The sequence below is a fragment of the Streptomyces sp. NPDC045678 genome (assembly GCF_056432085.1).
The window spans coordinates 305,391-330,944 of record NZ_JBWKJS010000007.1 but is presented as its reverse complement, the minus strand read 5'-3'; the positions used below and the strand labels follow the sequence as shown (position 1 = coordinate 330,944).

The following is a 25,554-nucleotide window of genomic DNA, read 5'->3' as shown; positions in this document are numbered from 1 at the left end:
GTATCGACCATGTGGGCCGGTCCCGACCACGGCGGGTAGCCTGGCGAGGTGACAGGCTCGGAAGTATCCCCTTCGTTCCGGCTCGCCTACGTCCCGGGGGTGACGCCCGCCAAATGGGTGCGTATCTGGAACGAGCGGCTGCCCGACGTCCCGCTGGCTCTCCTCACCGTGACCGCGGCCGAGGCGCCCGACGTGCTGCGTGCGGGTGGCGCCGACGCCGGTTTCGTACGGCTGCCCATTGACCGTACGGACCTCAGCGCGATCCCCCTCTACACCGAGACGACGGTCGTCGTGATTCCCAAGGACCACGTCGTCGCCGCGGTCGACGAGGTGTCCGTCGAGGATCTCGCCGACGAGGTCGTGTTCCACCCGCTGGACGAGACGCTGGAGTGGGAGCGGCGGCCGGGTCTGCCCGCGTACGAGCGTCCCGCGACGACGGAGGACGCGGTGGAGCTGGTGGCGGCGGGGGTGGGCCTCCTGGTCGTACCGCAGTCGCTGGCCCGCCTGTACCACCGCAAGGACCTCACCTACCGTCCGGTGACGGGTGCCCCGGAGTCGCGCGTCGCCCTGTCGTGGCCGGAGGCCGAGACCACGGATCTGGTCGAGGACTTCATCGGGATCGTCCGCGGCCGGACGGTCAACAGCTCCCGGGGCCGCGCCCAGACCCCGCCGCAGGGCAAGGGCTCCGGCACGGACAAGGACGTGGCCAGGGCGAAGGCCGCCCGGGCGGCCCAGGCGAAGCGGAAGCCGGGCGCATCCGGCAAGCCGAAGGGCAAGGGCGGCGGGCAGGGGGCTCGCTCCACGGGCGCCCCCAAGCGCGGCAAGCCCCGCCGCCGCTCCTGAGGCCCGTGTCGAAGTCCCGTCGCCCGCCCGGAGGGCGGGCAACGACGTACTGGGCGACTATGCGGCGGCGACAGTGCTGGTGGGCGCGCTCGTCCTGCGGGTGCGGGACGTGTGACGGGACGACGAGGAGGGGCCTCCCGCCGTCGTGGCGGGAGGCCCCTCCTCGTGATGCTGCGCTACGGCAACGTCATGGACGTCATGGACGCCCTGGACGCCCTGGACGTCAGCCCAGGATCGACAGGGCCTGGTTGAGCGTCGCGGACGGGCGCATGACCTTGGAGGCCTTCTCCGCGTCCGGCTGGTAGTAGCCGCCGATGTCGGCCGGCGAACCCTGCACGGCGATCAGCTCGTCGACGATGGTCTGCTCCTGCTCGCCCAGCGTCTTGGCCAAGGCCGCGAAGGCCTCGGCGAGCTGCGCGTCGTCGGTCTGCTTGGCCAGCTCCTGCGCCCAGTACAGGGCGAGGTAGAAGTGGCTGCCGCGGTTGTCGATGCCGCCGAGGCGACGGCTCGGCGACTTGTCGTTCTCCAGGAACGTCGCCGTGGCGCGGTCCAGGGTGTCGGCGAGGATCTGCGCACGGGCGTTGCCCGTGGTGGTGGCGAGGTGCTCGAAGCTGACCGCGAGGGCGAGGAACTCGCCCAGGCTGTCCCAGCGCAGGTAGTTCTCCTTGACCAGCTGCTGGACGTGCTTCGGGGCGGAGCCGCCGGCGCCCGTCTCGAAGAGGCCGCCGCCGTTCATCAGCGGGACGACCGACAGCATCTTGGCGCTGGTGCCCAGCTCCAGGATCGGGAAGAGGTCGGTGAGGTAGTCGCGCAGGACGTTGCCGGTGACGGAGATGGTGTCCTCGCCGCGGCGGATGCGCTCCAGGGAGAACGCGGTCGCCTCGACCGGCGCCATGATCCGGATGTCCAGGCCCTCGGTGTCGTGGTCGGCGAGGTACCGCTCGACCTTGCCGATGAGCACGGCGTCGTGGGCGCGGGTGTCGTCCAGCCAGAAGACGGCCGGGTTGCCGGTGGCGCGGGCACGGGTGACGGCGAGCTTCACCCAGTCCTGGATCGGCAGGTCCTTGGTCTGGCACATGCGGAAGATGTCACCGGCGGCGACGGTCTGCTCCAGGACGACGTTGCCCGCGCCGTCGAGAACCCGCACGTTGCCCGTGGTGGGGATCTCGAAGGTCTTGTCGTGGCTGCCGTACTCCTCGGCCTTCTGCGCCATGAGGCCGACGTTCGGGACGGAGCCCATCGTCGACGGGTCGTAGGCGCCGTTGGCGCGGCAGTCGTCGAGGACGACCTGGTAGATGCCCGCGTAGCTGCTGTCCGGCAGGACCGCGAGGGTGTCGTGCTCCTCGCCGTCCGGTCCCCACATGTGGCCCGAGGTGCGGATCATGGCCGGCATGGAGGCGTCGACGATGACGTCGCTCGGGACGTGCAGGTTGGAGATGCCCTTGTCGGAGTCGACCATGGCGAGCTCCGGGCCCTCGGCGAGCTCGGCCTCGAAGGACGCCTTGATCTCCGCGCCCTCGGGCAGCGACTCCAGGCCCTTGAAGATGCCGCCGAGGCCGTCGTTCGGGGTCAGGCCCGCGGCGGCGAGGGTCTCGCCGTGCGCCGCGAAGGTCTTCGGGAAGAAGGCGCGGACCACGTGGCCGAAGACGATCGGGTCGGAGACCTTCATCATCGTGGCCTTGAGGTGCACGGAGAAGAGGATGCCCTCGGCCTTGGCGCGGGCGACCTGCTCCTTGAGGAACTCGCGCAGCGCGGCGACGCGCATGACGGAGGCGTCGACGACCTCGCCCTCGAGGACCGGTACGGACTCGCGCAGGACGGTGGTGGAGCCGTCGTCACCGGTGAGCTCGATGCGCAGCGAACCGGCCTCGGTGATCACCGCGGACTTCTCGGTCGAGCGGAAGTCGTTCTCGCCCATGGTGGCGACGTTCGTCTTCGAGTCGGCCGTCCAGGCGCCCATGCTGTGCGGGTGCGCCTTGGCGTAGTTCTTGACCGACGCGGGGGCGCGGCGGTCGGAGTTGCCCTCGCGCAGGACCGGGTTGACGGCGCTGCCCTTGACCTTGTCGTAGCGGGCGCGGATGTCGCGCTCCTCGTCGGTCTTCGGGTCGTCCGGGTAGTCGGGGAGCGCGTAGCCCTGGCCCTGCAGCTCGGCGATCGCGGCCTTGAGCTGCGGGATCGAGGCCGAGATGTTGGGCAGCTTGATGATGTTCGCCCCGGGCGTCTTGGCCAGCTCGCCGAGCTCGGCGAGGGCGTCGGAGATGCGCTGGCTCTCCTCCAGGCGCTCCGGGAAGCTCGCGATGATGCGCCCCGCGAGCGAGATGTCGCGGGTCTCCACGCCGACACCGGCCGTCGAGGCGTAGGCCTGGACCACCGGCAAGAACGAATGGGTCGCCAGGGCCGGGGCCTCGTCAGTGTGGGTGTAGATGATGGTCGAGTCAGTCACCGGGTGCTCCGCTCCGCGTCTGCAACATTGCTCGACATCAAGATATCTCCTACCCACCCCCTTACCGACAGTGCCTTCCGGTCCGTTCTTCGTAGACACTGTCTACGAGGTGTAGTAGACAGCGTCTATGACCGAACAGGCCGAAGAGGACGCCGGGCTGCGCGCCCGGCTCGTGGACGTGGGCGTCGAGCTCGTGGCGACGCGGGGGGTGCAGGCGCTGACCCTGCGGGAGATCGCGCGCAGGGCGGGCGTCTCGCACGGCGCGCCCCGGCGCTACTTCCCCACGCATGTGTCGCTGCTCTCCGCCATCGCGCGGCGGGGCTTCGGGGAGCTGGCCGTCGACGTGGGGAAGGCCGTGGGCGACGGGCCGGACGACGGCGCCCGCGCGCGGCTGCGTGCCTTGAGCCGCGCCTACCTCGACTTCGCCGTGACCCACCGCGGCATGTTCGAGCTGATGTTCCGCCACGACCTGCTGGAGAGCAATCGGCTCGGCCTGCGCGAGACCAGCCTCCCCCTCTTCGACGTCCTGGTCGGCCTGGTCGCCGAGGCCCGCCCCGCGTCCAGCGCCGGAGCGCGGGTCGTCGCGGGCGCGCTGTGGGCGAACCTGCACGGCATCGCGCAGCTGTGGGAGTGGGGGAGCCTGCGTCTGGCGACGGGCGAGGACGACGTGGAGGCGCTGCTCGACGCGACGCTGGACGCGCACCTCGGGCCGGAGGCGTCATGACTGCGAGGACCACGAGGGCGGCGAGGACGGCGGGGACCGCGAGGACCGCGAGGACGGCGAGGGGCGCTAGGACGGCGGGGACCGCAGGGACCGCGAGGTCCGGCAAAGCGACGGGCACACCGGATACGGAGACGCCGGACACGTCGATCCGGACCACGGGGGTCCAACGCCACGTCACCCTCGCCTGCAGCGTCGTCGGAGCGATGATCGTCGCCCTGGACGGCACCGCGCTGACCGTCGTCCAGCCCGCTCTGCAACGCGACCTCGACGCCTCCTTCGCCGAGGTGCAGTGGACGAGCACCGGCTATCTGATCGCCGTGGCGAGCCTGCTCGTCTTCGCCGGGCGGCTCGGCGACCGGTACGGACACGGGCGGCTCTTCGCCGTCGGAACGCTCGGTTTCGCGGCCGCGTCGGCGGGCATCGGGCTCGCGTCCGGCGTCGGCTGGGTGATCGCGCTGCGCGTGGCCCAGGGGGTCTTCGGGGCGCTGCTCCAGCCCGCGACGCTCGGGATGCTGCGGGCCGCGTTCCCGCCCGACCGGCTGGGGATGCCGATCGCCCTGCGGATGAGCGCGATCGGCCTGGCGGCGGCGACGGGGCCGCTGGTCGGCGGGGCGCTCGCCACGCACCTGGGCTGGCGGTCGGTGTTCTTCCTGAGCGTGGTGCCCGCGGTGGCGATCGGCGTACTCGCGCTCGTGGTACGCGTACCGGCAGCACGCCGGGAGGCTCCCGCGCCCGGGCTCGACCTGCCCGGCGCGGGGTTGCTCGCGGTGACGCTGGCCTGCCTGGTGCACACCCTCGTCACCGTGCCGGAACACGGGTGGACGGCGGCCGCCGTGGCGGGCCTCGCGGTGGCGGCGTTCGCGGGCGGCGCGTTCGCGCGGCACGAGCGGCGTGCCGCGAGCCCGCTGGTGCCGCCGCGCCTGCTCCGCTCGGCCGGGGTCGGCTCCGCGCTCGGCATCCTCGCCGCGGCGTCCGCGGCGATGTTCGGGGCGCTCTTCGTCGGCACGTACTTCCTTCAGGACGTCCTCGGCCTCGACCCGCTGGACTGTGCGCTGAGGGCGCTGCCGCTCGCCGTGATGATGGTGGTGAGCGCGCCGCTCGCGGCCGTGGTGCTGCGGCGGCAGGGACCACGGCGGACGATCACGGCGGCGATGACGGTGCTCGCTGCCGGGATCCTTGCCCTGTCGCGCCTGGACGCGGCGTCGGGACCGGTGGCGACCGGCGCGGGGTTCCTGCTGGTCGGGGCGGGGTTCGGGACGGTGATGGTCGCGGCGACGGCCGTGGTCGTACGCCATGCTCCGGTGGCCGACGCGGGGGTGGCCGGGGGTCTCCAGCAGACGGCGATGAACGTGGGCCCCACGGTGGGGATCGCCGTGGCGACGACCTTGATGACCGCGCTCGCGCCGCGTACGGGGGAACGCGGTTCCCCGTGGCCGGACGGCGCGTTCCTCTCCGCGATGGCCCCCACGCTCACGACGCTGGCGGCGGTGGCCGCGCTCGGCGCCTTGGCGGCGACGCGGCTGCCACGGCGAAACGCGGCACGACCCGAGCGCGCGGCGTCCGGGGCGTAGGGCCTGGGCGCGGCATCCGGGGCGTCGGGCCGAGCAGGCCGAGCACGCGGGGTCCGGGGCGTAAGGCCTGGGCGCGGCATCCGGAGCATCGGGCCTGGGCGCGGCATCCGGAACGTCGGGCCTGGGCGGGCAGCCCGACCACGGGCTTCCACGCGATGCCGCCGCACCTCCGCTCACACGACGCGGTTCCCGAGTTCCGGGCGAGGGCCGACTCCCGGACGGCCGACAGGCCTGCCGACGCGGCCCGGCCGCCCGTCGGCACCCGACCGCGCGGCGCCGGGGGGGGCGTAGAGCCCGGCAAGTAGAGCCCGGGGCGTAGAGCCCGGCACGCGGGGCCCGGGCGGGACGTACCGCCCAGGCCCCCGCCGGAGTTGCCGACCCCGCGGGGCGTCCGGGCGAACCCTGCGATTCTCCCGGCCCGGAGCTCGGCACGCCCCGGGCAGATAGCGCCTGGCACCTGGCATCTGGCACATGGGGCGGGGCGGCACGGACCTCCTGCCGCCCGGCCCCTTCCTCACGCCCCCGCGACCAGCACCTCGTCCACCATCCGAAGCGCCGCCCGCGCCTGCCGCTCGTGCGTCTCGGCGTTGTCGAGGCGCAGCGTGAACGCCGCGCCGGCCACCGCCGTCGCGCCGTCCGGGGTCACACCGGCCTCGCTGACGCAGCCGAGGCTCGTACCGCCGTGGAACCAGACGCCGTCCTCGCGGCCGGCGAGGGGGCGGCAGGCGATGCCCAGGCCGTAGCGGACGCCGTCGGCCGGGATCCAGTCCCGGACCGGCACCGTCGACTTCATCGCCGCCAGCTGGGCCGGGCGCAGCAGCCGGCCGCCCAGCAGCGCGCGCAGGAAGACGCCGTGGTCGTGCGTCGTCGAGATGAGGCAGCCGTCCGCGCCGCCGCCGAAACCGAGGGTGGTCTCGGTGGGACGCGTCTCCTCCGGAAAGTACGTGTAGCCGGTCGCCGTCGGTTGCGGCACGTACGGCGAGGTGCCGGGCACGAACGTGTGGCGCAGGCCGAGCGGTTCGATGATCCGCTCGTGGACCTCCTGGGCCCAGGGGTGCCCGGTGACCGCCTCGACGAGCATCCCGGCGACGACGTAGTTGGTGTTGGAGTACCCCCAGCGCCGCTCCTCCGCCGGGTCGCCCGCGTCGGGCAGCCACTGCGGCGGCTTGTCGAGGGCCACCGCCAGCTGCTCCTTCGGGGTCTGCGAACGGAAGCGGTTGCGCCGGTACGCGTCGGGGGTGAAGTCGCCGCTCTCCGCGGTGATGTACTCGTTGAGGCCGCTGGTCTGCCGCAGCAGGTTGGTGACGGTGATCCGGCGGCCGTCGTTGCCGTGCCCGCGGATCGCGCCGGGCAGCCGGTGCTCCACGGTGTCCGTCAGCTTCAGCCGTCCCTCTCCGACGAGCTGGAGGACGACGGTCGCCGTGTACGTCTTGGTGTCGCTGCCGATGCGGTAGTACGCGCCCCAGGGCACCGGGCCCTTCGCGGGGGCGTCGAGGTCGGCGACCCCGGCGCGTGCGGTGGTGCGGCCGCGCGCGTCCTGCACCTCGGCGAGGACGCCGCTCGCACCGGTGACGCGGATGGCGTCGACGCCGCGCTGGAGGGCGCGCCCACGCGGGCCGTGCGGGGTGCGCGGGGCAGCGGTGGCGGGGACCGCGGCCGCTGCCGTGAACAGTGCCGCCGCCGCGGCCGTGAGGCCGGTGCGCCTGCTGATCTCGTTCACTGGTTCTTCTCCGTCCTCGGGTCCGGCTTCGCGCAGGTGACGTCCGCCGTGGGCAGCTCGCCGTCGCGCAGGTAGGTGTTCACGGCGTCGTCGGCGCACGGGACCGGGGTGAGGCCTCCGGTGCCGCGTCCGTAGACGCCGTGCGAGCGGATGTCCGCCGTGACGAGGCGGGATCCCTTGAGTTTCCGGTGCAGGGCGAGGGCGCCCTCGTACGGGACGTTGTTGTCGTACTTGGCCTGGAGCAGCAGGACGGGCACGTCGTTGTGGATCTTCGTGCCGGGTTCGCGGGGCTCCGTCCCCCAGAACGCGCAGGGGGCGATCATTCCGTTGACGTACGGCCCGAAGACCGGCTGGGTGGCACGGCTGCGCTGCATGTTCTTCCAGTACGTCTCGGGGTTCTTCGGCCAGCCGCCCGCCGGCCAGCCCCCGTCGCCGCACATGAAGATCGCGCCGCCCGTCATGCTGTCCGCCAGCCCGGGGGACGAAAGGAGGTCGAGGAGTCCGCTCAGCGCGGGCCCCGGTTCGAACTCCTCGCCCGCGGCGGCCTTCTTCAAGTCGTCGACGACGCTGACGAGTTGCGGGTCGTTCTCCTCGTGCTGCACGAGCTGCTTGAGGAGCAGGCGCAGCAGCGGGGCGTGGAGGCGTACGTCCTTCACCGGGACGGGGTGCCGCTCGGCCCTCGCCAGCAGCTCCAGGACGTCGGAGCGCACGTGGCCGCCGAGTCCGTCGAGCGCCGCCTCAGCGGGTGCGCCCGATCGCTGGAACAGTTCGTACTGGCTGGCCGCCGGGTCGGTCGAGGAGTCCAGGACGACGCGGTCGCTCCGGCGCGGGAACAGCTGGGTGTAGACGGCGCCCAGGTCGGCGCCGTACGAGATGCCGTAGTACGACAGTTTGCGCTCGCCGAGCGCCGCGCGGATGGCGTCCATGTCGCGGGCGACGTTCCTGGTCGAGGCGTGCGGCAGCAACTCGGCGTTGTCGCCGTGCTCCTGGCACCTGCGTGCGGTGTCGCGCGCGGACCGCACCGAGGCCTTGAAGTCCCGGCGCGGGGTGGTGGTTTCGGGCGGCGGCGTGGGCTGCGGTGCCGTGCCGCAGGTGACGGGGGTGCTCTCGCCGAGGAAGCGCGGGTCGAAGCCGATGAGGTCGTAGCGGTCGGCCACGTCCTTCAACGCGGGGCGCAGCGCCAGGGTGTTGGCGAGTCCCGTGCCGCCGGGCCCGCCGGGGTTGGAGAGCAGGATGCCGCGCCGCTCCCCCGGCGACTTCGCCCTGATGCGGGAGACGGCGATGTCGATCGTACGGCCGCGGGGGTCCGCGTAGTCGAGGGGGACAGCCACCTTCGCACACTGAGCGCCCGCCTCGTTCAGCTCCTTCTGGTCCGCGGAGCAGGGGCCCCAACTGACGGACTGCCGGGGGGCCTTGGGTGCTCCGGCCCCGGGGAGATCCGCGGCGGCCCCCGGGCCCGCGAGCAACCCGACGAGGCCCAGGCCCGCGGTGACTGTTGACACGACGCGCATCGTGCTCCTTGGTTCGGTGGGAAGTGATCACCACGTTAGGAACGCGCGCGGCGCCGGACCATCGGGCTACCGGGCCGGACCGCCCGGGGGAAACCCCCCGCAAGGACCGCCGGTTCTCCGTACGCCCTCGCGTGAACCCCCGGTTCCCCGTACGCCCTCGCCTTGACCTGGAGTCCGCTCCAACTCCTAGTGTCGTCAGCGATCACCGGGCACACCCCGCATCCCACACCCCACATCCCTGGAGGTACCACCATGACCAGCCTTCCCGGCCCCCTCCCCACCCGCCGCCTCGGCGCACTGACCGTCTCGGCGCAGGGCCTCGGGTGCATGGGCATGAGCCACGGCTACGGCGCGTCGGACGACGCGCAGTCCATCGCGACGATCCACCGGGCCCTCGACCTCGGCGTCACGCTGCTCGACACCTCCGACTTCTACGGCAGCGGCCACAACGAGGAGCTCATCGGGCGCGCCCTCGCGGGCCCGCGACGCGAACGGGCCGTCGTGGCGACGAAGTTCGGCTTCGCCAACCGGCTCGGCGAGCCCACGCTCATCCGCGGCGACGCGGCGTACGTACGGCAGGCCTGCGACGCGTCGCTGCGCCGTCTCGGCGTCGACCACATCGACCTGTACTACCAGCACCGGGTGGACACGACCGTGCCGATCGAGGAGACCGTCGGCGCGATGGCCGAGCTCGTCGCGGCGGGCAAGGTGCGGCACCTCGGGCTCTCCGAGGCCGGCGCGCGGACCCTGCGGCGGGCGCACGCCGTGCATCCCATCGCGGCGCTGCAGAGCGAGTGGTCGCTGTGGACCAGGGACCTGGAGGCGGAGATCGCGCCGGTCTGCCGTGAGCTCGGCATCGGTCTCGTCCCGTTCTCACCGCTCGGACGGGGCTTCCTCACCGGCCGCTACACCTCGGTCGACGGGCTGCCGCAGGACGATGTGCGCCGCACGCAGCCCCGCTTCGCCGCCGGCAACCTGGAGCAGAACCTGTCCATCGTGGAGACCCTCGATGCGCTGGCCGCCGAGAAGGGCGTCACCGCGGGGCAGCTCGCGCTCGCCTGGGTGCAGCACCGCGGCGCCGACGTCGTGCCCATCCCCGGCACGCGCCGCGAGAAGTACCTGGAGGAGAACCTCGGGGCGGTCGCGATCGAGCTGTCCGCCGACGAGCTGGCCGCGATCGACGCGGCGGCACCGGCGGGCCGCGTGGCGGGCACGCGGTACGACGAGCGCAGCCTGGCCGTCGTGGACAAGTAGACGAACCGTCGCGAGTAGGCAGACAAGAAGACAAGTAGCCTGCACGCATGACCGTGCCCCCGCCGTCGGACCTCAGATTCCACGCCGTTCCCGACGTCCTCGCCCACCTCGCGGGCGAGTGGGACGTCGAGCGCACCGTCCGCGACTTCGCGGACGGCTCCGAGGGCCGCTTCAGGGGTACGACGCTCTTCTCGCCGCTGCCCGCACCGGACACCGGCGGGCTCCTGCACCACGAGTCCGGCACGTTCACCTGGCACGGGGTGGGGCGCCCCGCCGAGCGCACGCTCCGCTTCCTGCCCGGCGCGGAGCCGGGCACCGCGCGCGTGGAATTCGCCGACGGCCGCTTCTTCCACGACCTCGACCTGCGCACGGGCCGCTGGACGACGGACCACCCCTGCGTGGACGACCTCTACCGCGGTGAGTTCGAGGTGACCGGCACGGACCGCTGGCGCAGCCGGTGGCGGGTCGGCGGCCCCGCCAAGGACCTGCTGCTCGTCACGGAGTACCGACGCGCACCATCCACTCCTCGGGCGCCGGAAGGGCCGTGAAGCCGACCTTCTCGTAGACGCCGTGCGCGTCACCCGTGGCGAGCAGCGTCCTGCGCAGCCCGAACGGTTCCAGGTGCGCGCAGACCGCGGTGACGAACGCGACGCCGATGCCCTTGCCGCGTACGTCCGGGGAGACGTACACGTCGCAGAGATAGGCGAACGTGGCGCGGTCGGTCACCACGCGCGCGTACGCGACCTGCTCCCCCGAAGCCTCGTCGTACACCCCGAAGTTGAGCGACCCGGCCATCGCCGTGTCGTGCTTGTCGCGAGGGCGTCCGATGGCCCAGTACGCGTCGGTGGAGAGCCAGTGGTGAACGAGGGCGGCGTCGATGCGGGCGGCGTCGGCGGACATCTCGTAGCCGCCGGGCAGCGCGGTGCTTTCGGTCATGCGGGCGAGCCTCGCAGCGCGACTCGGGACAGTCGACTCCTTTTCACCTGGTGGGGCGGCCGGGGAGGCGGAAACGGTTGAGTGAAGAACCCTGCGGACGTTGGTCCGAGGAGACCGACCGCGTGTTGCGGGCGGCCGGCCGGCGTCCCGGGCGGTCCGTGCCGACGGCCGGGTGGGAGCGAGCCCTGGACGAGCGCGGCGGCTTCCGGATGCATGAGGCGGCACGGCTCTTCCTCGCCGAATTCGGGGGTCTGGCGAGCGAGGAGCGGGGCCCGGGACGGACGATGGCGCGCATGGGCTTCCGGCTCGACCCCCTCGCGGCCGAATGGGACGACGAGATCTTCGACGTGCTCAACGAGGAAGCGGGGGCGTATCTGTATCCCGTGGGCGAGGCCGATCGCCGCAACAGCTATCTGGGAGTCGCGCCGGACGGCAAGGTCTACATCGGCATGGACAGCGTCACGCCGCTCGCCGGCACCGCCGACGAGGCGCTGGAGAAACTCGTCGAGGGGATCCGGTGAACGCGCGCGGTCAGGGGCGTCGCAGCGCCTCGTCGCAGGCCGTCCGCAGTCTGCGTACCCCCTCCGTGATCTCCCCCACCCCGGGGACCGCCGCGAAGCTCAGCCGGACGTGTGCGGCGGGCGGTTCGGCCGCGAAGTAGGGGCGGCCCGGCGCCACCGCCACGCCCGCCCGGAGTGCGGCGGAGGCGAACGCGGCCTCGTCGGCGCCGTCGGGCAGCCGCACCCACAGGTGGTAGCCGCCCGCCGGGATGTGCTCCACCGTGAGCTCGGGCAGCCGCAGCCGCAGCGCCGCCGACATGGCGTCCCTGCGCTCCTTCAACTCGCCCGCGACCGCCCGCAGATGGCGCGGCCAGGCCGGTGAGCCCACCAGTTCGAGCGCCGCTTCCTGGAGGGGGCGTGGCACGAAGAAGTGGTCGACGACCTGGATGGCGCGCAGCCGTTCGAGTACCGGGCCGCGGGCGGCGAGCGCGCTGACGCGGAAGCTCGGCGAGGTGGCCTTGGTGAGCGAGCAGACGTGGACGACGACGCCGTCGTGGTCGTCGGACGAGAGCGGGCGCGGCAGCGGCCCCGCGTCCTCGTGGACGAGGCGGCGCACGAAGTCGTCCTCGATGACGAACGCGCCGGCCTCGCGGGCGATGCGCAGCACCTCGGGGCGGCGCTCGGCGGAGAGCACGGCGCCGGTCGGGTTCTGGAACAGCGGCTGGCAGACGAAGACCCGGGCGCCCGTCGCACGGAACGCGGCCTCCAGGAGCCGGGGCCGCACCCCGTCCGTGTCGACGGGCACGGGCACGGGCCGCAGTCCCGCCGCCCGCGCGATGGCCAGCATGCCGGGGTACGTCGGGGACTCGACGAGGATCGGCGCCCCGGGCGGGGCGAGCGCCCGCAGTGCGGTCGTCAGCGCGCTCTGGCCGCCCGCCGTGATCAGCACCTCGGCGGCCGTGATGGCCCCGCCGATCCCCCGCGCGAACCATTCGCGCAGCTCGGGCAGGCCGTCGACGGGCGGCCTGCCCCATGCTCCGGGCCGCCGTCCCGCGCGGGCGAGGGCCGCCGCCATCGCCTGGCCGGGTTGCAGTGCGGGGTCGAGATAGCCGCCGTTGAACTCGATGACGCCCGGCGGCGGGGCGGCGAGCGTGGCCAGGACCCCGGTCGCGTCGACCGAGCGCGGCACGAGTTCCGTGGCGGCGTCGGCGCTCAGCGTGACCTCCTGCCACGAGGTGTCCCCCGCGGGGGCGGCGGGCGCCGTCGGCTCGGCGCGGAAGACGCCCGCGCCGGGGCGGGTGACGACGAGGCCTTCGGCGGCGAGCTGCGCGAGGGCCCGCGACACGGTCACGGGGCTCACCCTGAACCGCTCCACGATCGCCCGGCTCGACGGCAGCTTCCCACCCGGAGAGTAGCGGTCCAGCTCGCTCCGCAGCCGTTTCGCCAGTTCGCCCACACTGCTACTGTCATGCATGACAGCACAGGATAGCGCTACTCGCCCGACCCGGATAGCGGTCCCCACCTCGGACGCCACAGCGCGCACCGTGACCGCACCTCAGCCCGCGGCAGGTACGCACCGCACCGGCACCCTGATGGCCGCCCTCGGCGTCATCGCCTTCTCCCTCACCTTCCCCTCCACGGCATGGGGCCTCGAAGGCATCGGCCCGTGGAGCTTCGTGACCCTGCGCGGGGTGCTCAGCGCGCTCGTCGCGGGCGGCTGTCTGCTCGCACTGCGCATCGCCGTCCCCGACCGCCGCCACTGGGCGGGTCTCGCCGTAGTCGGCGCCGGTGTCGTCGTCGGCTTCCCGCTGCTCACCACGCTTGCCCTGCAGACCTCCACCACCGCCCACGCGGCCGTGGTCGTCGGCCTGCTCCCCCTCACGACGGCGGTCTTCTCGGCGGTGCGCACGGGCGCCCGCCCGTCGCGCACGTTCTGGGCGGCGGCGCTCGCCGGGGCCGCGGCCGTCATCGGGTTCACCGTGCAGCAGAGCGGCGGCGCCCTGTCCACGGCCGACCTCTACCTCTTCGGCGCGCTGCTGATCTGCGCGGCCGGCTACACCGAGGGCGGCCGCCTGGCCCGCGAGATGCCCGGCTGGCAGGTCATCGGCTGGGCGCTGATCCTCTGCCTGCCGCTCAACATCGCGGGCGCGGCACTGGCGCTGCCCCACGAGTCCTTCCACCTCGCCGGGCACAGCACGGCGGGCCTGCTCTACGCGGCGCTCGGCTCGCAGTTCCTCGGCCTGGTCGTCTGGTACCGGGGCATGGCGGCGATCGGCGTCCCCAAGGCCAGTCAGCTGCAGCTCGCCCAGCCGCTCCTGACACTGGTGTGGTCGGTGTTCCTGCTCGGCGAGCACCTCACCGTCGCCGCGCCCCTCACGGCGGCCGCGGTCCTCGTCTGCATCGCGGTCACCCAACGGGCCCGCGGCTGACGGGCTGCGCACCGGACAGGTCCCAACTCCCGGCACTCGTCGTACACTTGCGGCCACAGATCGCGACCGCAGAGCGGGACGAGGGGGCACTCCAGATGCGTGCAACCGTAGGCGACGAGCTGGTGGTGCACGGCAGGATCGTCGGGCAGCACGACAGGATCGCGCAGGTCGTCGAGGTGCTGGGGGCGAACGGCGGCCCGCCGTACCGCGTCCGCTTCGAGGACGGCCACGAGACCGTGATGTCGCCGGGTCCCGACACCGTCGTACGGCATCAGGACCCGACTCCCTGAGCCACGGGGATCAGCGCGGCGGCTTCGCCGGCTTCTGATAGTGGTCGGCGACCACCCGCGCCATAGCGCCGATCTTGTCGACGCCGACCTCCTTCGCCGAGAAGTAGACGTGCCCGCGCACCTCGTGGAAGCCCTCGGCGTACGTGAGGTGCCGGGACAGCTCCGCCGGGTCCTGCCAGGCGGCGGGCTGCGCCGGGTCGCCCGCCTTGTACAGGGCCTCGCCGATGTAGAGGTTCACGCCCGTGCCGCGCACGACGTCGTTCCACCACGGGATGAGCTTCACGTAGTCCGCGGCGGGGAAGCCGATGTTCCAGTACACCTGCGGGACGATGTAGTCGATCCAGCCCTTCTTCACCCAGCCGCGGGTGTCCGCGTACAGATCGTCGTAGGTCTGCACGCCCGCCCGGGTGTCCGATCCCGTCGGGTCGGTGGCGATGTTGCGCCAGACCGCGAAGGGGCTGATCCCGAACTGGGTGCGCGGCCGCGCCTTCTTCACCCGCCGGGCCATCTCGCGCACCAGCCGGTCGATGTTGTCCCGCCGCCACGAGGCCCGGTCGGGGAAGCCGCTGCCGTACCGCTCGAAGGCGTCGTCGTCGTCGAAGACCTGGCCCGCGACGGGATACGGGTAGAAGTAGTCGTCCCAGTGCACCGCGTCGATCGGGTAGCGGCGCACGGCGTCGAGCATCGCGTCCTGCACGAACCGCCGCACCGCGGGCAGCCCCGGGTTGTAGTACAGCTTCCCGCCGTACGGCACGGCCCAGTCCGGATGCACCCGAGCGGGGTGCGTGGCCACCAGACGGGACGGGTCCGTGTGGTTGGCGATGCGGAACGGGTTGAACCAGGCGTGCAGCTCGAGGCCCCTGCGGTGCGCCTCGTGGACGGCGGTGCCCAGCGGATCCCAGCCCGGGTCCTTGCCCTGGACGCCGGTCAGGTACTCCGACCACGGTTCGTAGGGCGATGGCCACAGGGCGTCCGCGGTGGGGCGCACCTGGAAGACCACCGCGTTGAGTCTGCGGTTCACGGCCGAGTCCAGAAAGGCCAGCAACTCGCTGCGCTGCTGGGCCGCCGGAAGGCCCGGCTTGGACGGCCAGTCACGGTTCACGACGCTCGCCAGCCACATGCCGCGCAGTTCGCGGCCGTCCTTCGGGCGCCGGCCGGAAGCGGCGACCGCGTCCCCCGCCGTCGCCAGGCCGGCCGCCGTCGCGACGGCGATCACGGAGAAACCCCGACGTGACATACGCCTCATCTGCATGCCCCCTGAGCTCGCTGTGCACCGGCACCCCTTGCCGGTTGGGCACAGCATGCCCGACCCGGCCCGTCATGGCGCCCTCATTGCGGAGTAACGTTCACGGCCGAGGCAGGCACCGCATCCGCACACGGGGGGTCCTGCCGGCCCCGTTGATCAGCGAAAGGCACGAGGTGACCGACTCCATGACCGATATCGCACGCGTCGGAGTGGTGGGCTGTGGCCAGATGGGCGCCGGAATCGCAGAGGTCTGCGCCCGCTCCGGACTGGACGTGAAGGTCGCGGAGACCACCGGCGAAGCCCTGGAGATCGGCCGTACGCGGCTGTACAACTCCCTCTCCAAGGCGGCCGAGCGCGGCAAGATCTCCGAGGAGGAGCGCGACGCGACCCTGGACCGCCTGAGCTTCACCACCGACCTCGGCGAGTTCTCCGACCGTGACCTGGTCATCGAGGCCGTCGTGGAGAACGAGCAGGTCAAGACCGAGATCTTCCAGGTGCTCGACCAGGTGGTGACCCGGCAGGACGCGATCCTCGCCTCCAACACCTCCTCCATCCCGCTGGTGAAGCTGGCCGTCGCGACCTCGCGTCCCGACCAGGTCATCGGCATCCACTTCTTCAACCCGGCGCCGGTGCAGCAGCTCGTCGAGCTCATCCCGGCGCTGACCACGTCCGAGGGCACGATCAGCCGTGCCCAGGCCGTGGTCGAGAAGATCCTCGGCAAGCACGCGATCCGTGCCCAGGACCGCTCGGGCTTCGTGGTGAACGCCCTGCTCATCCCGTACCTGCTCTCCGCCATCCGGATGTTCGAGTCGGGCATCGCGAGCCGCGAGGACATCGACAACGGCATGGAGATGGGCTGCGCCCACCCGATGGGCCCGCTCAAGCTCTCCGACCTGATCGGTCTGGACACGGTCGCCTCGGTCGCCGACTCCATGTACGCCGAGTACAAGGAGCCGCTGTACGCCGCTCCCCCGCTGCTGCAGCGGATGGTGGACGCGGGCCGCCTCGGCCGGAAGTCCGGCTCCGGGTTCTACACGTACGCCTGACGTCCCGTACGCCATGCGGCGTACGCGGGGATCACTCCCCGCACGAACACGCTCTGTACCCGACGGGCCCGGCACTCCTCCGAGTGCCGGGCCCGCGGCGTTCACACAGGGTGCGCGCGGCGGGCTCGAATATGCCCATCGCACACTCTCCCACCCAGCCCACCACGCGAGTTGACTGCCTGTGCGGATGAAGGGGGGACGCGCCACTACAGAGAGGAGTGGACTCGTGACCATCGACGGCGAGAGTGCCGTGGTCCCGGAAGAACTCGCTGAGTTACGCCGTAGCCTGGAGGTGGGCCTTGCCCGCGTCGACGGACGGCTGGCGTTGCTCAGTCAGCACGACGAACAGACCGCCAAGAACGTGGAGACCATGGAGGCCCGGGTCGCCGCGCTGGAGAACACACGCTGGCCCCTGCCCACGATCGTCGCTCTCGCGGCGGTCGCGGCAATCGCGGTGTCGGTCTGGCAGGCGCTCGGCCATTAGCTAGCGCGCGTCCTGGCCGAGGCGCAGATGGTGCAGGAGGAGGAGCGCCGCGGCCATGTTGGCGGCCGGGACCTCTCCACGGGTCACCATGTCGGGAACCAGTTTGAGCGGGACCCACTCGCGGCGGTCCGACTCGAAGTCGTCCTCGGGATGGCCGATGTACGTCCCTTCGTCGGACCAGTAGATGTGGTGCTTCGCGTCAGTGAGCCCGTTGGACGGCTCGACGCTCATGAGGTGCCGCAGCGGGCCCGGTCGCCACCCGGTCTCCTCCTCCATTTCGCGTGCCGCGGCGCACGCGATGTCCTCGCCGTCCTCGACGACGCCTGCCGCGAGTTCCCAGCCCCAGCTGTCGGTGATGAAGCGGTGCCGCCACAGCAGGAGCACTTCGTTGGCGTCGTTGACGACGGTGGCCACGGCGACGGGCCGCAGCCGTATGAGGAAGTGGTCCAGGTGCCGGCCGTCGGGCAGCTCGACATCCGCGAGATTGACGGTGAACCACCGATTTCCATACACAGTTTGTTCGCTCTGTTTCGTCCACTGCACGGTTCTGCCACCTTCCGATCGGTAGATGGCAATATCGCAGCAGACAAAACTCATGAGCAGCGTGTGCGCACCCCGGAACGGTGCGTGTGCGCGCCGCCGGACCGGCGGCGCCCGGAGCGCGTCACAGCGGCACGCGCAGCGCCCCGGCGATGAGCTCCGCCGCCTCGGCCGTGCCCGCGCAGTCGCTGCGGACCAGGTGCTCGCGCACCGCGCGCAGCCGGTCGCGCAGCCGCTGGGACTCCATTCCCCGGGCCTGTTCTGCCATTTCCACGGCCGTGACCACCGCCTCGTCGGTGTTGCCCTGGCGCAGTTCGATCTGGCTGAGCATGGCCAGGCGGTGCACCCGCCCCCGGTCGTGCGCCGGAGTGTCCACGGCCGCCGCGGCGTGCTCCCGGGCGCTGGCGAGATCACCCAGACTGAGCAGCGCCTCCGCCACTTGCACGTTGACCAGGCCGGGCTGGACATAGCCCGTCTCGTCCGGCTCGCGACCACGCAGGATCCGATCGGCCGCTGCCTCCGCACGCCGGATGCAGGACAGCGCGCTCCTGCCGTCGCCCAGGTGCGCGTACGCCTTGGCCTGCATCGCGTACAGGTCGGAGGCGAGGGCCGGGGTGAGGTTGCGCCCGGCGGCCCGCAGCGCGGCCTCGGCGAACGCCACCGCCTGGCGGTACTCGCGCATGAACAGCGACTGGTTGACGAGGAGCGCGATCACATACGCGCCGAGCCCGGTGTCGCCGCTGGCCTTGGAGAGGCGCAGCGCCTGGTGGAAGTAGCGCTGGGCGAGGCCGTGCGCGTCGGAGTCATAGGCGCAGATGCCGGCGATGGCGACCAACCCGCCGGTGGAACGGTGCAGTTGGCGGCCCATCTCGTCGGTGTAGCTGCCGCGCAGCAGGGGCGCGGCCTCGGCGTTGAGGAAGCCGACGATGCGGGAGCGGGTCGCGATGCCGCCGGTCTTGCGGTACATCTGCTCGTAGTGGGCGCGGGCCGCGCGCATCATCTCGATGTCGGCCGTCCTCACCGGGTGCCGGCCGCCGCGTGACACGTCGACGTCCTCGGGCGGGTTCTCCCACTCCCAGACCGGCATCACGGCGGGCGTTCCCGTGACGGCGGGCGCCCCGAGCAGGTGCGGGCGCTGCTGTTCGTCCGAGCGCCACAGCGCGGTGGCCCGCTCCACGAAGCCGGAGAGGGTGGACGCCGTCGTTCCGGAGCGGGCGGTGGGCACACCGGGCAGGCCGAGGCCGATGTCGTCCAGGGTGACGGGGCGGTGCAGCCGGGCGGCGAGCACTTCGCAGATCAGGTCCGGCACCTGGCCGCGCGGCCGCTGGCCCTTCAACCAGCGCGACACGGCCGTGTGTTCGTAGCGGAGCGCGAGTCCTCTGGCCCTTCCGGCCTGGTTCACGTGTGCGGCGAGTCCCGCGTGGGAGATGCCGGCTTCGTCGAGGATCGCGTCGAGCAGGGTGTTGGGCTGCATGGATGCCCTCCGGTGGCTCTGTGCTGTTCAGATTAATGGAGGCCCCTTCACACGGGGTGTGAACGGAGTGCTCGGATCCGGGGGGTGTGCGCTCTGCCGCATGGGGTGTGGGATCGCTTGACTGAGATGCCTCATCAGTTAAGGAGGCCGGCCGGGTCGCCGAGCTCCCCCCTCTTACAGTGCGGCGGCCCTCATCGGCGCCGTTCGTCCCGCCGTCTGCCCGACAACTCCATGGCGGGGCGGGCGGCGCATGCCGCCTCCCGTTGCTGCGGAGGAACCCTCGTGCGGTCGTTGCGCAGCACGAGCAGCGCCGCGTCGTCGGACGGCAACAGGCCGGTGTGGCGCAGGAGTTGGGCGTAGACCGCGCGGATGACGCCCTGCGGGGAGACCGGCGGGACGCGGGCCGCCTCGGTCAGCGCGGACCGCAGCGGGAAGAACGTCCCCGCGGCGTCGCGGGCGTCCTCCATGCCGTCCGTGTGCAGGGCGAGTGCCTCGCCGGGCAGCAGGCGTCCGCAGTCGAGCACCGGCAGGTCGGCGGGGAGCGGGAAGGGCCCGAGTGGCGGCAGCGGGTCGCTGTCCATGAGGGGCCGCGCGGTGCCGCTGAGCAGATGGGGCCAGGGGTGGCCGCAGTTGAGGGCAGAGATCCCGCCGTCCCGGTCGATCTCCAGGAGCAGGACGGTGACGAACTCCTCGGCCACCGGGGTCTGCGGCGGGGCGCCGCCGCACGCCGGGTGCTCGGCCCGCGCGCGCTCGCGCAGGTGCCGGCCGAGGGTGCGCTCCAGGCGGCGCAGCACCAGGGAGAGTTCCGGCTCGTCGTGCGCGGCCTCGCGGAAACTGCCGAGCACGGCGGCGACGGTCCCGATGGCGGCAAGACCGTGGCCCCTCACGTCGCCCATGACGACGCGCACGCCGTGGTCGGTGGCCGCCACCTCGTACAGATCGCCACCGACGGAGGCGCCCCGGGACGCGGAGAGCCGCCCCGCGGCGAGAGCGAGGCCTTCGACGCGGGGCGGCAGGGGGCGCAGGAGTACGTTCTGCGCGGCGCCTGCGACCTCGCGCATCTGCCGCAACTCCCTCAGCAGCGCCCGCCGGGCGTGGAATATCAGCCCGGTCCCGACGGCGAAGAAGACGGCGCTGCTGACGATCCGCGCCCCCATGCTCTCCTCCTGGGCGAGCGGGCAGGCCAGTTTGTACGTGATGGCGACGGCACCCCACACCGCGGGCAGGCCCAGCGTGAGCACGCGTCGGACGCCTTGACGCTCCAGCACCCGGGCGAGCGGCCGGGCCGCCGTACCCGGCCTCCTCAGACGGATCATGCCGATGCCCCCCCATAGGCCCGGTCCAGCGCGCAGGCCGACCCCTACGGCCGGACTGATTGTGTCGACCGCATGGGCCGATCGGACCAGGGTGCCCAATGAAGTCACTCAAATGAGTGAGGGGCTTACCCGGTGGTCCGGATAAGCCCCTCTTTGCGCCCCGTGTGCGCCTGTTATCGCCTACGGACAGTCACTACGCTCCGCGCAGCACCGCTCCCGTCCGCTCGGCCGCCAGCGCGACCGCCGCGTCGCGGGCCGCGGAGGCCTCGTCGACGGTCAGCGTGCGGTCGGCCGCGCGGAAGCGCAGCGCGTACGCCAGGGACTTCTTGCCCTCGCCGAGCTGCTCGCCCTCGAAGACGTCGAACAGCCGGATGGACTCGAGGAGTTCACCCGCGCCGCCGCGGAGGTAGTACTCGACCACGGCGGCCGGCACCTCCTTGTCGACGACCAGCGCGACGTCCTGCGTGGCCACGGGGAAGGTGGAGATCCGCGGTGCCCGCAGCACGCCTTCCCGCGCCTGCTCCAGGCGGTCGAGGTCGAGCTCCATCGCGCAGGTGCGCGCGGGCACGCCGAGCGCCTTGACGACGCGCGGGTGCAGCTCACCGGCGTGGCCGACGGAGACGATGTCCCCGTCGACGACGACCTTCAGCTCGGCGCAGCGGCCGGGGTGCCACGGCCCGTACTGCCCCTGGTCGACGATGAGCTCGACGCCGGCCTCACGGGCGATGGTCCGCGCCGCCTCGACGGCGTCCGCCCAGTCGGCCGGGCGGCCCTTGCCCCACCAGCCGGCCTGCTCGCGGGCGCCCGCGAGGACGACGGCGGCGTGCCGGGGCTGGACGGGCAGCGCCGCGGTGAGGGACGCGATCTCCTCGTCGGTGGGACGCCGGTCGACGGGCAGGCGCCCGGCGATCTTCAGCTCGTCCTGCGGATGGAACACCAGACCGGTCTCGAAGAGCGCCAGGTCGTGCGAGCCGCGCCCGTCGTTGCGGCGCAGCGCGGACAGCAGGCCAGGCAGCAGCGTCGTGCGGAGCGCGGGCTCCTGGTCGGAGAGCGGGTTGACGAGCTTGACCACACGGCGGTTGGGGTCGTCCGCCGCCAGGCCCAGCTGGTCGAAGACGCCCTCCCCGAGGAACGGGTAGCTCAGCGACTCCACGTAGCCCGCACCGGCCAGCGCACGGCCGACGCGGCGGTGCAGCCGCTGCCGCTCGGTCAGGCCGCGGCCCGCGGGGGGCTTCGGCAGGGTCGAGGGCAGGTTCTCGTACCCCTCGAGGCGGATGACCTCTTCGGCGAGGTCGTTCGGCTCGGCGAGGTCGGGGCGCCACGACGGGACGGTGACCGTCAGGTCGTCCTGGCCGTAGACGTCGCAGCCGACCTCCTGGAGGCGGCGTACGACGGTCTCGCGGCCGTAGGCCACACCGGCGACCTTGTCCGGGTGGTCGGCGGGCATCGTGATCGTACGCGGCGCCGTCGGCGCGATGACCTCGGTGACGCCGGCCTCGGCGCTGCCGCCCGCGAGGAGCACGAGCAGGTCGACGGTGCGCTGCGCGGCGGCGGCCGCGGCCTGCGGGTCGACGCCGCGCTCGAAGCGCTTGGACGCCTCGGAGGCCAGCTTGTGGCGGCGCGCGGTGCGGGCGATGGAGATCGCGTCGAAGTGCGCGGCCTCGACGACGACCTCGGTGGTGCCGCGGACCTGCCCGGTCTCCGGGTCCGTCTCGGAGTCGGCGATCTCGGTGTTCGCGCCGCCCATGACGCCCGCGAGGCCGATCGGGCCGCGGTCGTCGGTGATGACCAGGTCACCGGCGTCCAGGACGCGCTTGGTGCCGTCGAGGGTGGTGAACTTCTCGCCCTGCTCGGCCCGGCGCACGCCGATCGTGCCCTGGATGCGGGAACGGTCGTACGCGTGCAGGGGCTGGCCGAGCTCCATCATCACGTAGTTGGTGATGTCGACGGCGAGCGAGATCGGGCGCATGCCGACCTTCTGCAGACGGCGCTGCAGCCAGATCGGGGAGCGCGCCTCGGGCTGGAGACCCGTGACGGTGCGCGCGGTGAAGCGGTCGCAGCCGATCGGGTCGGCGATCTTGACCGGATAGCCGAAGGAGTTCGGCGCGGGCACGTCGAGGAGCGCGGGGTCGCGCAGCGGCAGGCCGTACGCGATGGCCGTCTCGCGGGCGACGCCTCGCATCGAGAGCGCGTAGCCGCGGTCGGGCGTGACGGCGATGTCCAGGACCTCGTCGACGAGCTCGAGGAGCTCGATGGCGTCGGTGCCGGCCTCGTGCTCGGGCGGCAGGACGATGATGCCGCCGCTGCCGTCGTCGCCCATGCCCAGCTCGTCGCCGGAGCAGATCATGCCGTGCGAGGTCTTGCCGTACGTCTTGCGGGCGGCGATGGCGAAGTCGCCGGGCAGGACGGCGCCGGGCAGGACCACGACGACCTTGTCGCCGACCTGGAAGTTCCGGGCGCCGCAGACGATCTCCTGCGGCTCGCCGGTGCCGTTGGCGGTGCCGACGTCGACGGTGCAGAAGCGGATGGGCTTCTTGAAGCCCTCCAGCTCCTCGATGGTGAGGACCTTGCCCACGACGAGCGGGCCCTTGAGGCCCGCGCCGAGCTGCTCGACGGTCTCGACCTCGAGGCCGACCTCGATCAGCTTGGCCTGCACGTCACGGCCGGTCTCGGTGGCGGGGAGGTCGACGTACTCCCGCAGCCAGGAAAGCGGGACCCGCATCAGATCTCCATCCCGAACGGCCGGGTGAACCGGATGTCACCCTCGACCATGTCTCGCATGTCTTCGACGTTGTGGCGGAACATCAGCATCCGCTCGATGCCGAACCCGAAGGCGAATCCGCTGTACTTCTTGGGATCGACGCCGCAGGCGGTGAGCACCTTGGGGTTGACCATGCCGCAGCCGCCGAGCTCGATCCAGCCCTCGCTGCCGCAGGTGCGGCAGGCGCGGTCGGGGTTGCCGACGGACTCGCCGCGGCACACGTAGCAGACCATGTCCATCTCGGCGGACGGCTCGGTGAACGGGAAGTAGTTCGGCCGCAGCCGGGTCTTCATGTCCGGTCCGAAGAGCGCCTGGACCATGTGGTCGAGGGTGCCCTTGAGGTCGGCCATGGTGAGGCCCTCGTCGACGGCGAGCAGCTCGATCTGGTGGAAGACCGGGGTGTGCGTGGCGTCGAGCTCGTCCGTGCGGTATACGCGGCCGGGGCAGACGATGTAGACCGGCGGCTCGCGGCGCTCGAGGAGCGCGCGGGCCTGCACCGGGGAGGTGTGCGTGCGCAGCACGACCCCGGACTCGTCGCCCTGGGCGCCCTCGGGCCCCTGGACGAAGAAGGTGTCCTGCATCTGCCGGGCCGGGTGGTCGGGCGTGAAGTTCAGGGCGTCGAAGTTGAACCACTCCGCCTCGACCTCGGGACCCTCGGCGACCTCGTAGCCCATCGAGACGAAGACGTCGGCGACGCGCTCCATCATCGTGGTCAGCGGGTGCCGGGCGCCGGCGGCCGTCCTGTCGTACGGCAGCGTGACGTCCACCGCCTCCTCGACCAGGACGCGGGCGTCGCGCTCGGCCTCGAGCTCGGTCTGGCGGGCGGCCAGCGCCTTGCTCACGGCGCCGCGCGCCATGCCGACGCGCTTGCCCGCCTCGGCCTTGGCCTGCGGGGGCAGCGCGCCGATCTCGCGGTTGGCGAGCGCCAGCGGCGACGTGCCGCCGGTGTGCGCGACCTTGGCCTCCTGGAGCGCTTCGAGGGAGTCCGCGGCGGCGAGGGCGGCGAGCGCCTCGTCCCGCATCCGCTCGATCTCTTCAGGTTTCAGTGCCTCGACCTCAACAGGGTCGTACGACTTGTTCGGTGCCGACATCTCTTCCCGTGCTTCCGGTTGGCTGGCGGATGGGTCCCCGTCAACGACTCGGAGACAAGCTGTCCCAGGTGTGGGGACACAAAGTGCCAACGACCGAGTCTAACGGGGGTGCGGTGAACGAATGAGCCCGCGGGCTGCTCAGGGCGTCCTCGACAGGGTCACTGGAGATACGCCGGGGCCCCCACGGGCAACGTAAATCGGAATCGGGCGCCGCCGCCGGGTGCGCGGCCGACGGTGATCGTCCCGCCGTGCACTTCCACGATGCCCTTCACGATGTACAACCCCAGTCCCGTCCCGCCGCGCTTGCTGCCCCGCCAGAAGCGGGTGAAGACGCGGCCCATCGACTCCTCCGGAATGCCGGGACCTTCGTCGCTCACGGTCACGGCGGTCTCGGCGCCGCCCCGCTCGCGCGCGGACGAGGAGGGCGCCACCTCGATGGTGACGGTTCCCTCGCCGTGCCGCACGGCATTTTCCAGCAGGTTGCTGAGCACCTGGTCGACCTTGTCGGGGTCGGCCCAGCAGTCGGGCAGCGGCCGCTGGACGCGGACGAGGAAGCGGTCGGCGTCCTGGCCCGCGGCGACGTGCGCCTGGATGTGGCGTCCGACGGCCGCGCCTATGTCGACGGGCTGGCGGCGCAGCTCCAGGCGTCCCGAGTCGATGCGGGAGATGTCGAGGAGTTCGGCGATCAGCCGGGTGACGCGGTTCGCGTCGGCGTCGACGGTCTCCAGCATCAGTTTCTTCTGGTCGTCGGTGAACCGCTCCCACTTGGCGAGCAGCGTCGCGGTGAACCCCTTGACGGAGGTGAGCGGCGAGCGGAGTTCGTGGGCGACCGTGGCGATCAGCTCGGCGTGGCTGCGCTCGGTGCGGCGGCGGGCCTCGGTGTCGCGGAGGGAGACGACGACGCGGCGGACGGGCCCGGTGCGGGTGGTGCGGACGTAGCGCGCGGAGACGAGGACTTCGCGGCCGCCGGGCAGGAGGAGGTTGCACTCGGGCTGGCCGACACGGATGGCGAGGCCGCCGTAGGGATCGGTCAGCTGCCACCAGCGGCGGCCTTCGAGGTCTTCTAAGGGGAGCGCGTGCTCCAGGGGCGTGCCGAGGGCGTCGGCCGCCGGTACGGCGGTGATCCGCGCCGCCGCCGCGTTGAAGCAGATGATGTGGCCCGTCTCGTCCGCGACGACGAGCCCGTCGGGGAGCTCGTCGGGGTCGAGTCCCAGGCCGCCGAGGTCACCGGGACCGCCGTGGTCCGCGCGAGCACGGACGAGGTCCTGTACCCCCGGTGCTCTGCTCGTGCCCACACTCATTCCCCGTACCCCACCTCTCGGACCTGTCGGGGCCCCCGAGCCCGTCACACTACTAGCTCCATGTGACGGAGCGG

22 protein-coding genes are annotated in these 25,554 nt (G+C 72.4%); 10 read left to right on the top strand and 12 right to left on the bottom strand.

Going from position 1 to position 25,554, the window contains the following annotated elements:
* Positions 1 to 48: 48 nt before the first annotated feature.
* Positions 49 to 843: a LysR family substrate-binding domain-containing protein gene (locus AC07DO_RS25550; RefSeq protein ID WP_479062910.1), complete on the top strand. Its 795-nt coding sequence runs from the start codon at positions 49 to 51 to the stop codon at positions 841 to 843.
* Positions 844 to 1,066: 223 nt separating this feature from the next.
* Here AC07DO_RS25550 and AC07DO_RS25545 read toward each other — a convergent pair whose 3' ends face one another.
* A complete protein-coding gene (locus AC07DO_RS25545) occupies positions 1,067 to 3,286 on the bottom strand; it encodes an NADP-dependent isocitrate dehydrogenase (RefSeq protein WP_479062908.1) in 2,220 nt (739 codons plus the stop codon).
* A gap of 127 nt (positions 3,287 to 3,413) precedes the next feature.
* Here AC07DO_RS25545 and AC07DO_RS25540 point away from each other — a divergent pair, with 127 nt between their 5' ends.
* On the top strand, positions 3,414 to 4,010 hold the full coding sequence (locus AC07DO_RS25540) for a TetR/AcrR family transcriptional regulator (protein WP_479062906.1): 597 nt from the start codon (positions 3,414 to 3,416) through the stop codon (positions 4,008 to 4,010).
* Positions 4,011 to 4,213: 203 nt separating this feature from the next.
* A complete protein-coding gene (locus AC07DO_RS25535) occupies positions 4,214 to 5,581 on the top strand; it encodes an MFS transporter (protein ID WP_479062904.1) in 1,368 nt (455 codons plus the stop codon).
* Positions 5,582 to 6,095: 514 nt separating this feature from the next.
* On the opposite strand, the gene AC07DO_RS25530 is transcribed toward AC07DO_RS25535, so the two are convergent.
* Positions 6,096 to 7,301, bottom strand: coding sequence for a serine hydrolase domain-containing protein (locus AC07DO_RS25530; RefSeq protein WP_479062902.1), 1,206 nt, complete (start codon positions 7,299 to 7,301; stop codon positions 6,096 to 6,098).
* Positions 7,298 to 8,812: an alpha/beta hydrolase gene (locus AC07DO_RS25525; RefSeq protein WP_479062900.1), complete on the bottom strand. Its 1,515-nt coding sequence runs from the start codon at positions 8,810 to 8,812 to the stop codon at positions 7,298 to 7,300. The genes AC07DO_RS25530 and AC07DO_RS25525 overlap by 4 nt, the downstream gene beginning before the upstream one ends.
* A 252-nt stretch (positions 8,813 to 9,064) precedes the next feature.
* Between AC07DO_RS25525 and AC07DO_RS25520 the strand changes: the two genes are divergently transcribed.
* A complete protein-coding gene (locus AC07DO_RS25520; RefSeq protein WP_479062898.1) occupies positions 9,065 to 10,066 on the top strand; it encodes an aldo/keto reductase in 1,002 nt (333 codons plus the stop codon).
* 47 nt (positions 10,067 to 10,113) lie between these two features.
* Positions 10,114 to 10,614 (top strand): DUF6314 family protein, encoded by a 501-nt coding sequence (locus tag AC07DO_RS25515; RefSeq protein ID WP_479062896.1) that lies wholly within the window; start codon positions 10,114 to 10,116, stop codon positions 10,612 to 10,614.
* On the opposite strand, the gene AC07DO_RS25510 is transcribed toward AC07DO_RS25515, so the two are convergent.
* Positions 10,562 to 11,002: a GNAT family N-acetyltransferase gene (locus AC07DO_RS25510; RefSeq protein ID WP_479062894.1), complete on the bottom strand. Its 441-nt coding sequence runs from the start codon at positions 11,000 to 11,002 to the stop codon at positions 10,562 to 10,564. The two genes, AC07DO_RS25515 and AC07DO_RS25510, sit on opposite strands and share 53 nt — an antisense overlap.
* Positions 11,003 to 11,079: 77 nt before the next feature.
* Here AC07DO_RS25510 and AC07DO_RS25505 point away from each other — a divergent pair, with 77 nt between their 5' ends.
* Positions 11,080 to 11,523: an SUKH-3 domain-containing protein gene (locus AC07DO_RS25505; protein WP_479062893.1), complete on the top strand. Its 444-nt coding sequence runs from the start codon at positions 11,080 to 11,082 to the stop codon at positions 11,521 to 11,523.
* Between the two features lie 10 nt (positions 11,524 to 11,533).
* Here AC07DO_RS25505 and AC07DO_RS25500 read toward each other — a convergent pair whose 3' ends face one another.
* Positions 11,534 to 12,976 (bottom strand): aminotransferase-like domain-containing protein, encoded by a 1,443-nt coding sequence (locus AC07DO_RS25500; RefSeq protein WP_479062891.1) that lies wholly within the window; start codon positions 12,974 to 12,976, stop codon positions 11,534 to 11,536.
* On the opposite strand from AC07DO_RS25500, the gene AC07DO_RS25495 reads away from it, so the two are divergent.
* A complete protein-coding gene (locus tag AC07DO_RS25495) occupies positions 12,975 to 13,931 on the top strand; it encodes a DMT family transporter (protein WP_479062889.1) in 957 nt (318 codons plus the stop codon). The genes AC07DO_RS25500 and AC07DO_RS25495 overlap by 2 nt on opposite strands.
* Before the next feature lie 95 nt (positions 13,932 to 14,026).
* A complete protein-coding gene (locus tag AC07DO_RS25490) occupies positions 14,027 to 14,221 on the top strand; it encodes a DUF1918 domain-containing protein (RefSeq protein WP_479062888.1) in 195 nt (64 codons plus the stop codon).
* Positions 14,222 to 14,231: 10 nt separating this feature from the next.
* Here AC07DO_RS25490 and AC07DO_RS25485 read toward each other — a convergent pair whose 3' ends face one another.
* A complete protein-coding gene (locus tag AC07DO_RS25485) occupies positions 14,232 to 15,467 on the bottom strand; it encodes a glycoside hydrolase family 10-like protein (RefSeq protein ID WP_479062886.1) in 1,236 nt (411 codons plus the stop codon).
* A 185-nt stretch (positions 15,468 to 15,652) separates the two neighbouring features.
* Between AC07DO_RS25485 and AC07DO_RS25480 the strand changes: the two genes are divergently transcribed.
* Entirely contained in the window at positions 15,653 to 16,513 is an 861-nt protein-coding gene (locus AC07DO_RS25480; protein WP_399536825.1) for a 3-hydroxybutyryl-CoA dehydrogenase, read from the top strand.
* 226 nt (positions 16,514 to 16,739) lie between these two features.
* Positions 16,740 to 16,997: a hypothetical protein gene (locus AC07DO_RS25475; protein ID WP_150165797.1), complete on the top strand. Its 258-nt coding sequence runs from the start codon at positions 16,740 to 16,742 to the stop codon at positions 16,995 to 16,997.
* Here AC07DO_RS25475 and AC07DO_RS25470 read toward each other — a convergent pair whose 3' ends face one another.
* The 6 genes from AC07DO_RS25470 to AC07DO_RS25445 all read right to left on the bottom strand — a co-directional run bounded on the left by AC07DO_RS25470 (position 16,998) and on the right by AC07DO_RS25445 (position 25,480).
* Complete coding sequence (locus tag AC07DO_RS25470) at positions 16,998 to 17,540, bottom strand: NUDIX hydrolase (RefSeq protein ID WP_479062884.1); 543 nt, start codon at positions 17,538 to 17,540, stop codon at positions 16,998 to 17,000.
* 121 nt (positions 17,541 to 17,661) lie between these two features.
* Positions 17,662 to 19,011, bottom strand: a complete 1,350-nt coding sequence (locus AC07DO_RS25465; RefSeq protein WP_479062883.1) for a transcriptional regulator — start codon at positions 19,009 to 19,011, stop codon at positions 17,662 to 17,664.
* Between the two features lie 191 nt (positions 19,012 to 19,202).
* Positions 19,203 to 20,327 carry a PP2C family protein-serine/threonine phosphatase gene (locus AC07DO_RS25460; RefSeq protein WP_479062881.1) on the bottom strand — a complete coding sequence of 375 codons (1,125 nt, stop codon included), beginning with the start codon at positions 20,325 to 20,327 and terminating at the stop codon, positions 19,203 to 19,205.
* A gap of 193 nt (positions 20,328 to 20,520) precedes the next feature.
* On the bottom strand, positions 20,521 to 23,049 hold the full coding sequence (gene pheT, locus AC07DO_RS25455) for a phenylalanine--tRNA ligase subunit beta (RefSeq protein WP_479062879.1): 2,529 nt from the start codon (positions 23,047 to 23,049) through the stop codon (positions 20,521 to 20,523).
* A complete protein-coding gene (gene pheS / locus AC07DO_RS25450; protein WP_479062877.1) occupies positions 23,049 to 24,179 on the bottom strand; it encodes a phenylalanine--tRNA ligase subunit alpha in 1,131 nt (376 codons plus the stop codon). The genes pheT and pheS overlap by 1 nt, the downstream gene beginning before the upstream one ends.
* Positions 24,180 to 24,337: 158 nt before the next feature.
* Complete coding sequence (locus AC07DO_RS25445) at positions 24,338 to 25,480, bottom strand: sensor histidine kinase (RefSeq protein ID WP_479062875.1); 1,143 nt, start codon at positions 25,478 to 25,480, stop codon at positions 24,338 to 24,340.
* Positions 25,481 to 25,554 lie beyond the last annotated feature (74 nt).

What these genes read in the sequence shown, in the direction of transcription:
- AC07DO_RS25540 (WP_479062906.1), top strand. Translation starts at nt 3,414, where the DNA reads ATGACCGAACAGGCCGAAGAGGACGCCGGGCTGCGCGCCCGGCTCGTG.
- AC07DO_RS25535 (WP_479062904.1), top strand. Translation starts at nt 4,214, where the DNA reads ATGATCGTCGCCCTGGACGGCACCGCGCTGACCGTCGTCCAGCCCGCT.
- AC07DO_RS25525 (WP_479062900.1), bottom strand. Translation starts at nt 8,812, where the DNA reads ATGCGCGTCGTGTCAACAGTCACCGCGGGCCTGGGCCTCGTCGGGTTG.
- AC07DO_RS25520 (WP_479062898.1), top strand. Translation starts at nt 9,065, where the DNA reads ATGACCAGCCTTCCCGGCCCCCTCCCCACCCGCCGCCTCGGCGCACTG.
- AC07DO_RS25515 (WP_479062896.1), top strand. Translation starts at nt 10,114, where the DNA reads ATGACCGTGCCCCCGCCGTCGGACCTCAGATTCCACGCCGTTCCCGAC.
- AC07DO_RS25510 (WP_479062894.1), bottom strand. Translation starts at nt 11,002, where the DNA reads ATGACCGAAAGCACCGCGCTGCCCGGCGGCTACGAGATGTCCGCCGAC.
- AC07DO_RS25495 (WP_479062889.1), top strand. Translation starts at nt 12,975, where the DNA reads ATGACAGCACAGGATAGCGCTACTCGCCCGACCCGGATAGCGGTCCCC.
- AC07DO_RS25500 (WP_479062891.1), bottom strand. Translation starts at nt 12,976, where the DNA reads ATGCATGACAGTAGCAGTGTGGGCGAACTGGCGAAACGGCTGCGGAGC.
- AC07DO_RS25490 (WP_479062888.1), top strand. Translation starts at nt 14,027, where the DNA reads ATGCGTGCAACCGTAGGCGACGAGCTGGTGGTGCACGGCAGGATCGTC.
- AC07DO_RS25485 (WP_479062886.1), bottom strand. Translation starts at nt 15,467, where the DNA reads ATGAGGCGTATGTCACGTCGGGGTTTCTCCGTGATCGCCGTCGCGACG.
- AC07DO_RS25480 (WP_399536825.1), top strand. Translation starts at nt 15,653, where the DNA reads ATGACCGATATCGCACGCGTCGGAGTGGTGGGCTGTGGCCAGATGGGC.
- AC07DO_RS25465 (WP_479062883.1), bottom strand. Translation starts at nt 19,011, where the DNA reads ATGCAGCCCAACACCCTGCTCGACGCGATCCTCGACGAAGCCGGCATC.
- AC07DO_RS25460 (WP_479062881.1), bottom strand. Translation starts at nt 20,327, where the DNA reads ATGATCCGTCTGAGGAGGCCGGGTACGGCGGCCCGGCCGCTCGCCCGG.
- pheT (WP_479062879.1), bottom strand. Translation starts at nt 23,049, where the DNA reads ATGCGGGTCCCGCTTTCCTGGCTGCGGGAGTACGTCGACCTCCCCGCC.
- pheS (WP_479062877.1), bottom strand. Translation starts at nt 24,179, where the DNA reads ATGTCGGCACCGAACAAGTCGTACGACCCTGTTGAGGTCGAGGCACTG.
- AC07DO_RS25445 (WP_479062875.1), bottom strand. Translation starts at nt 25,480, where the DNA reads ATGAGTGTGGGCACGAGCAGAGCACCGGGGGTACAGGACCTCGTCCGT.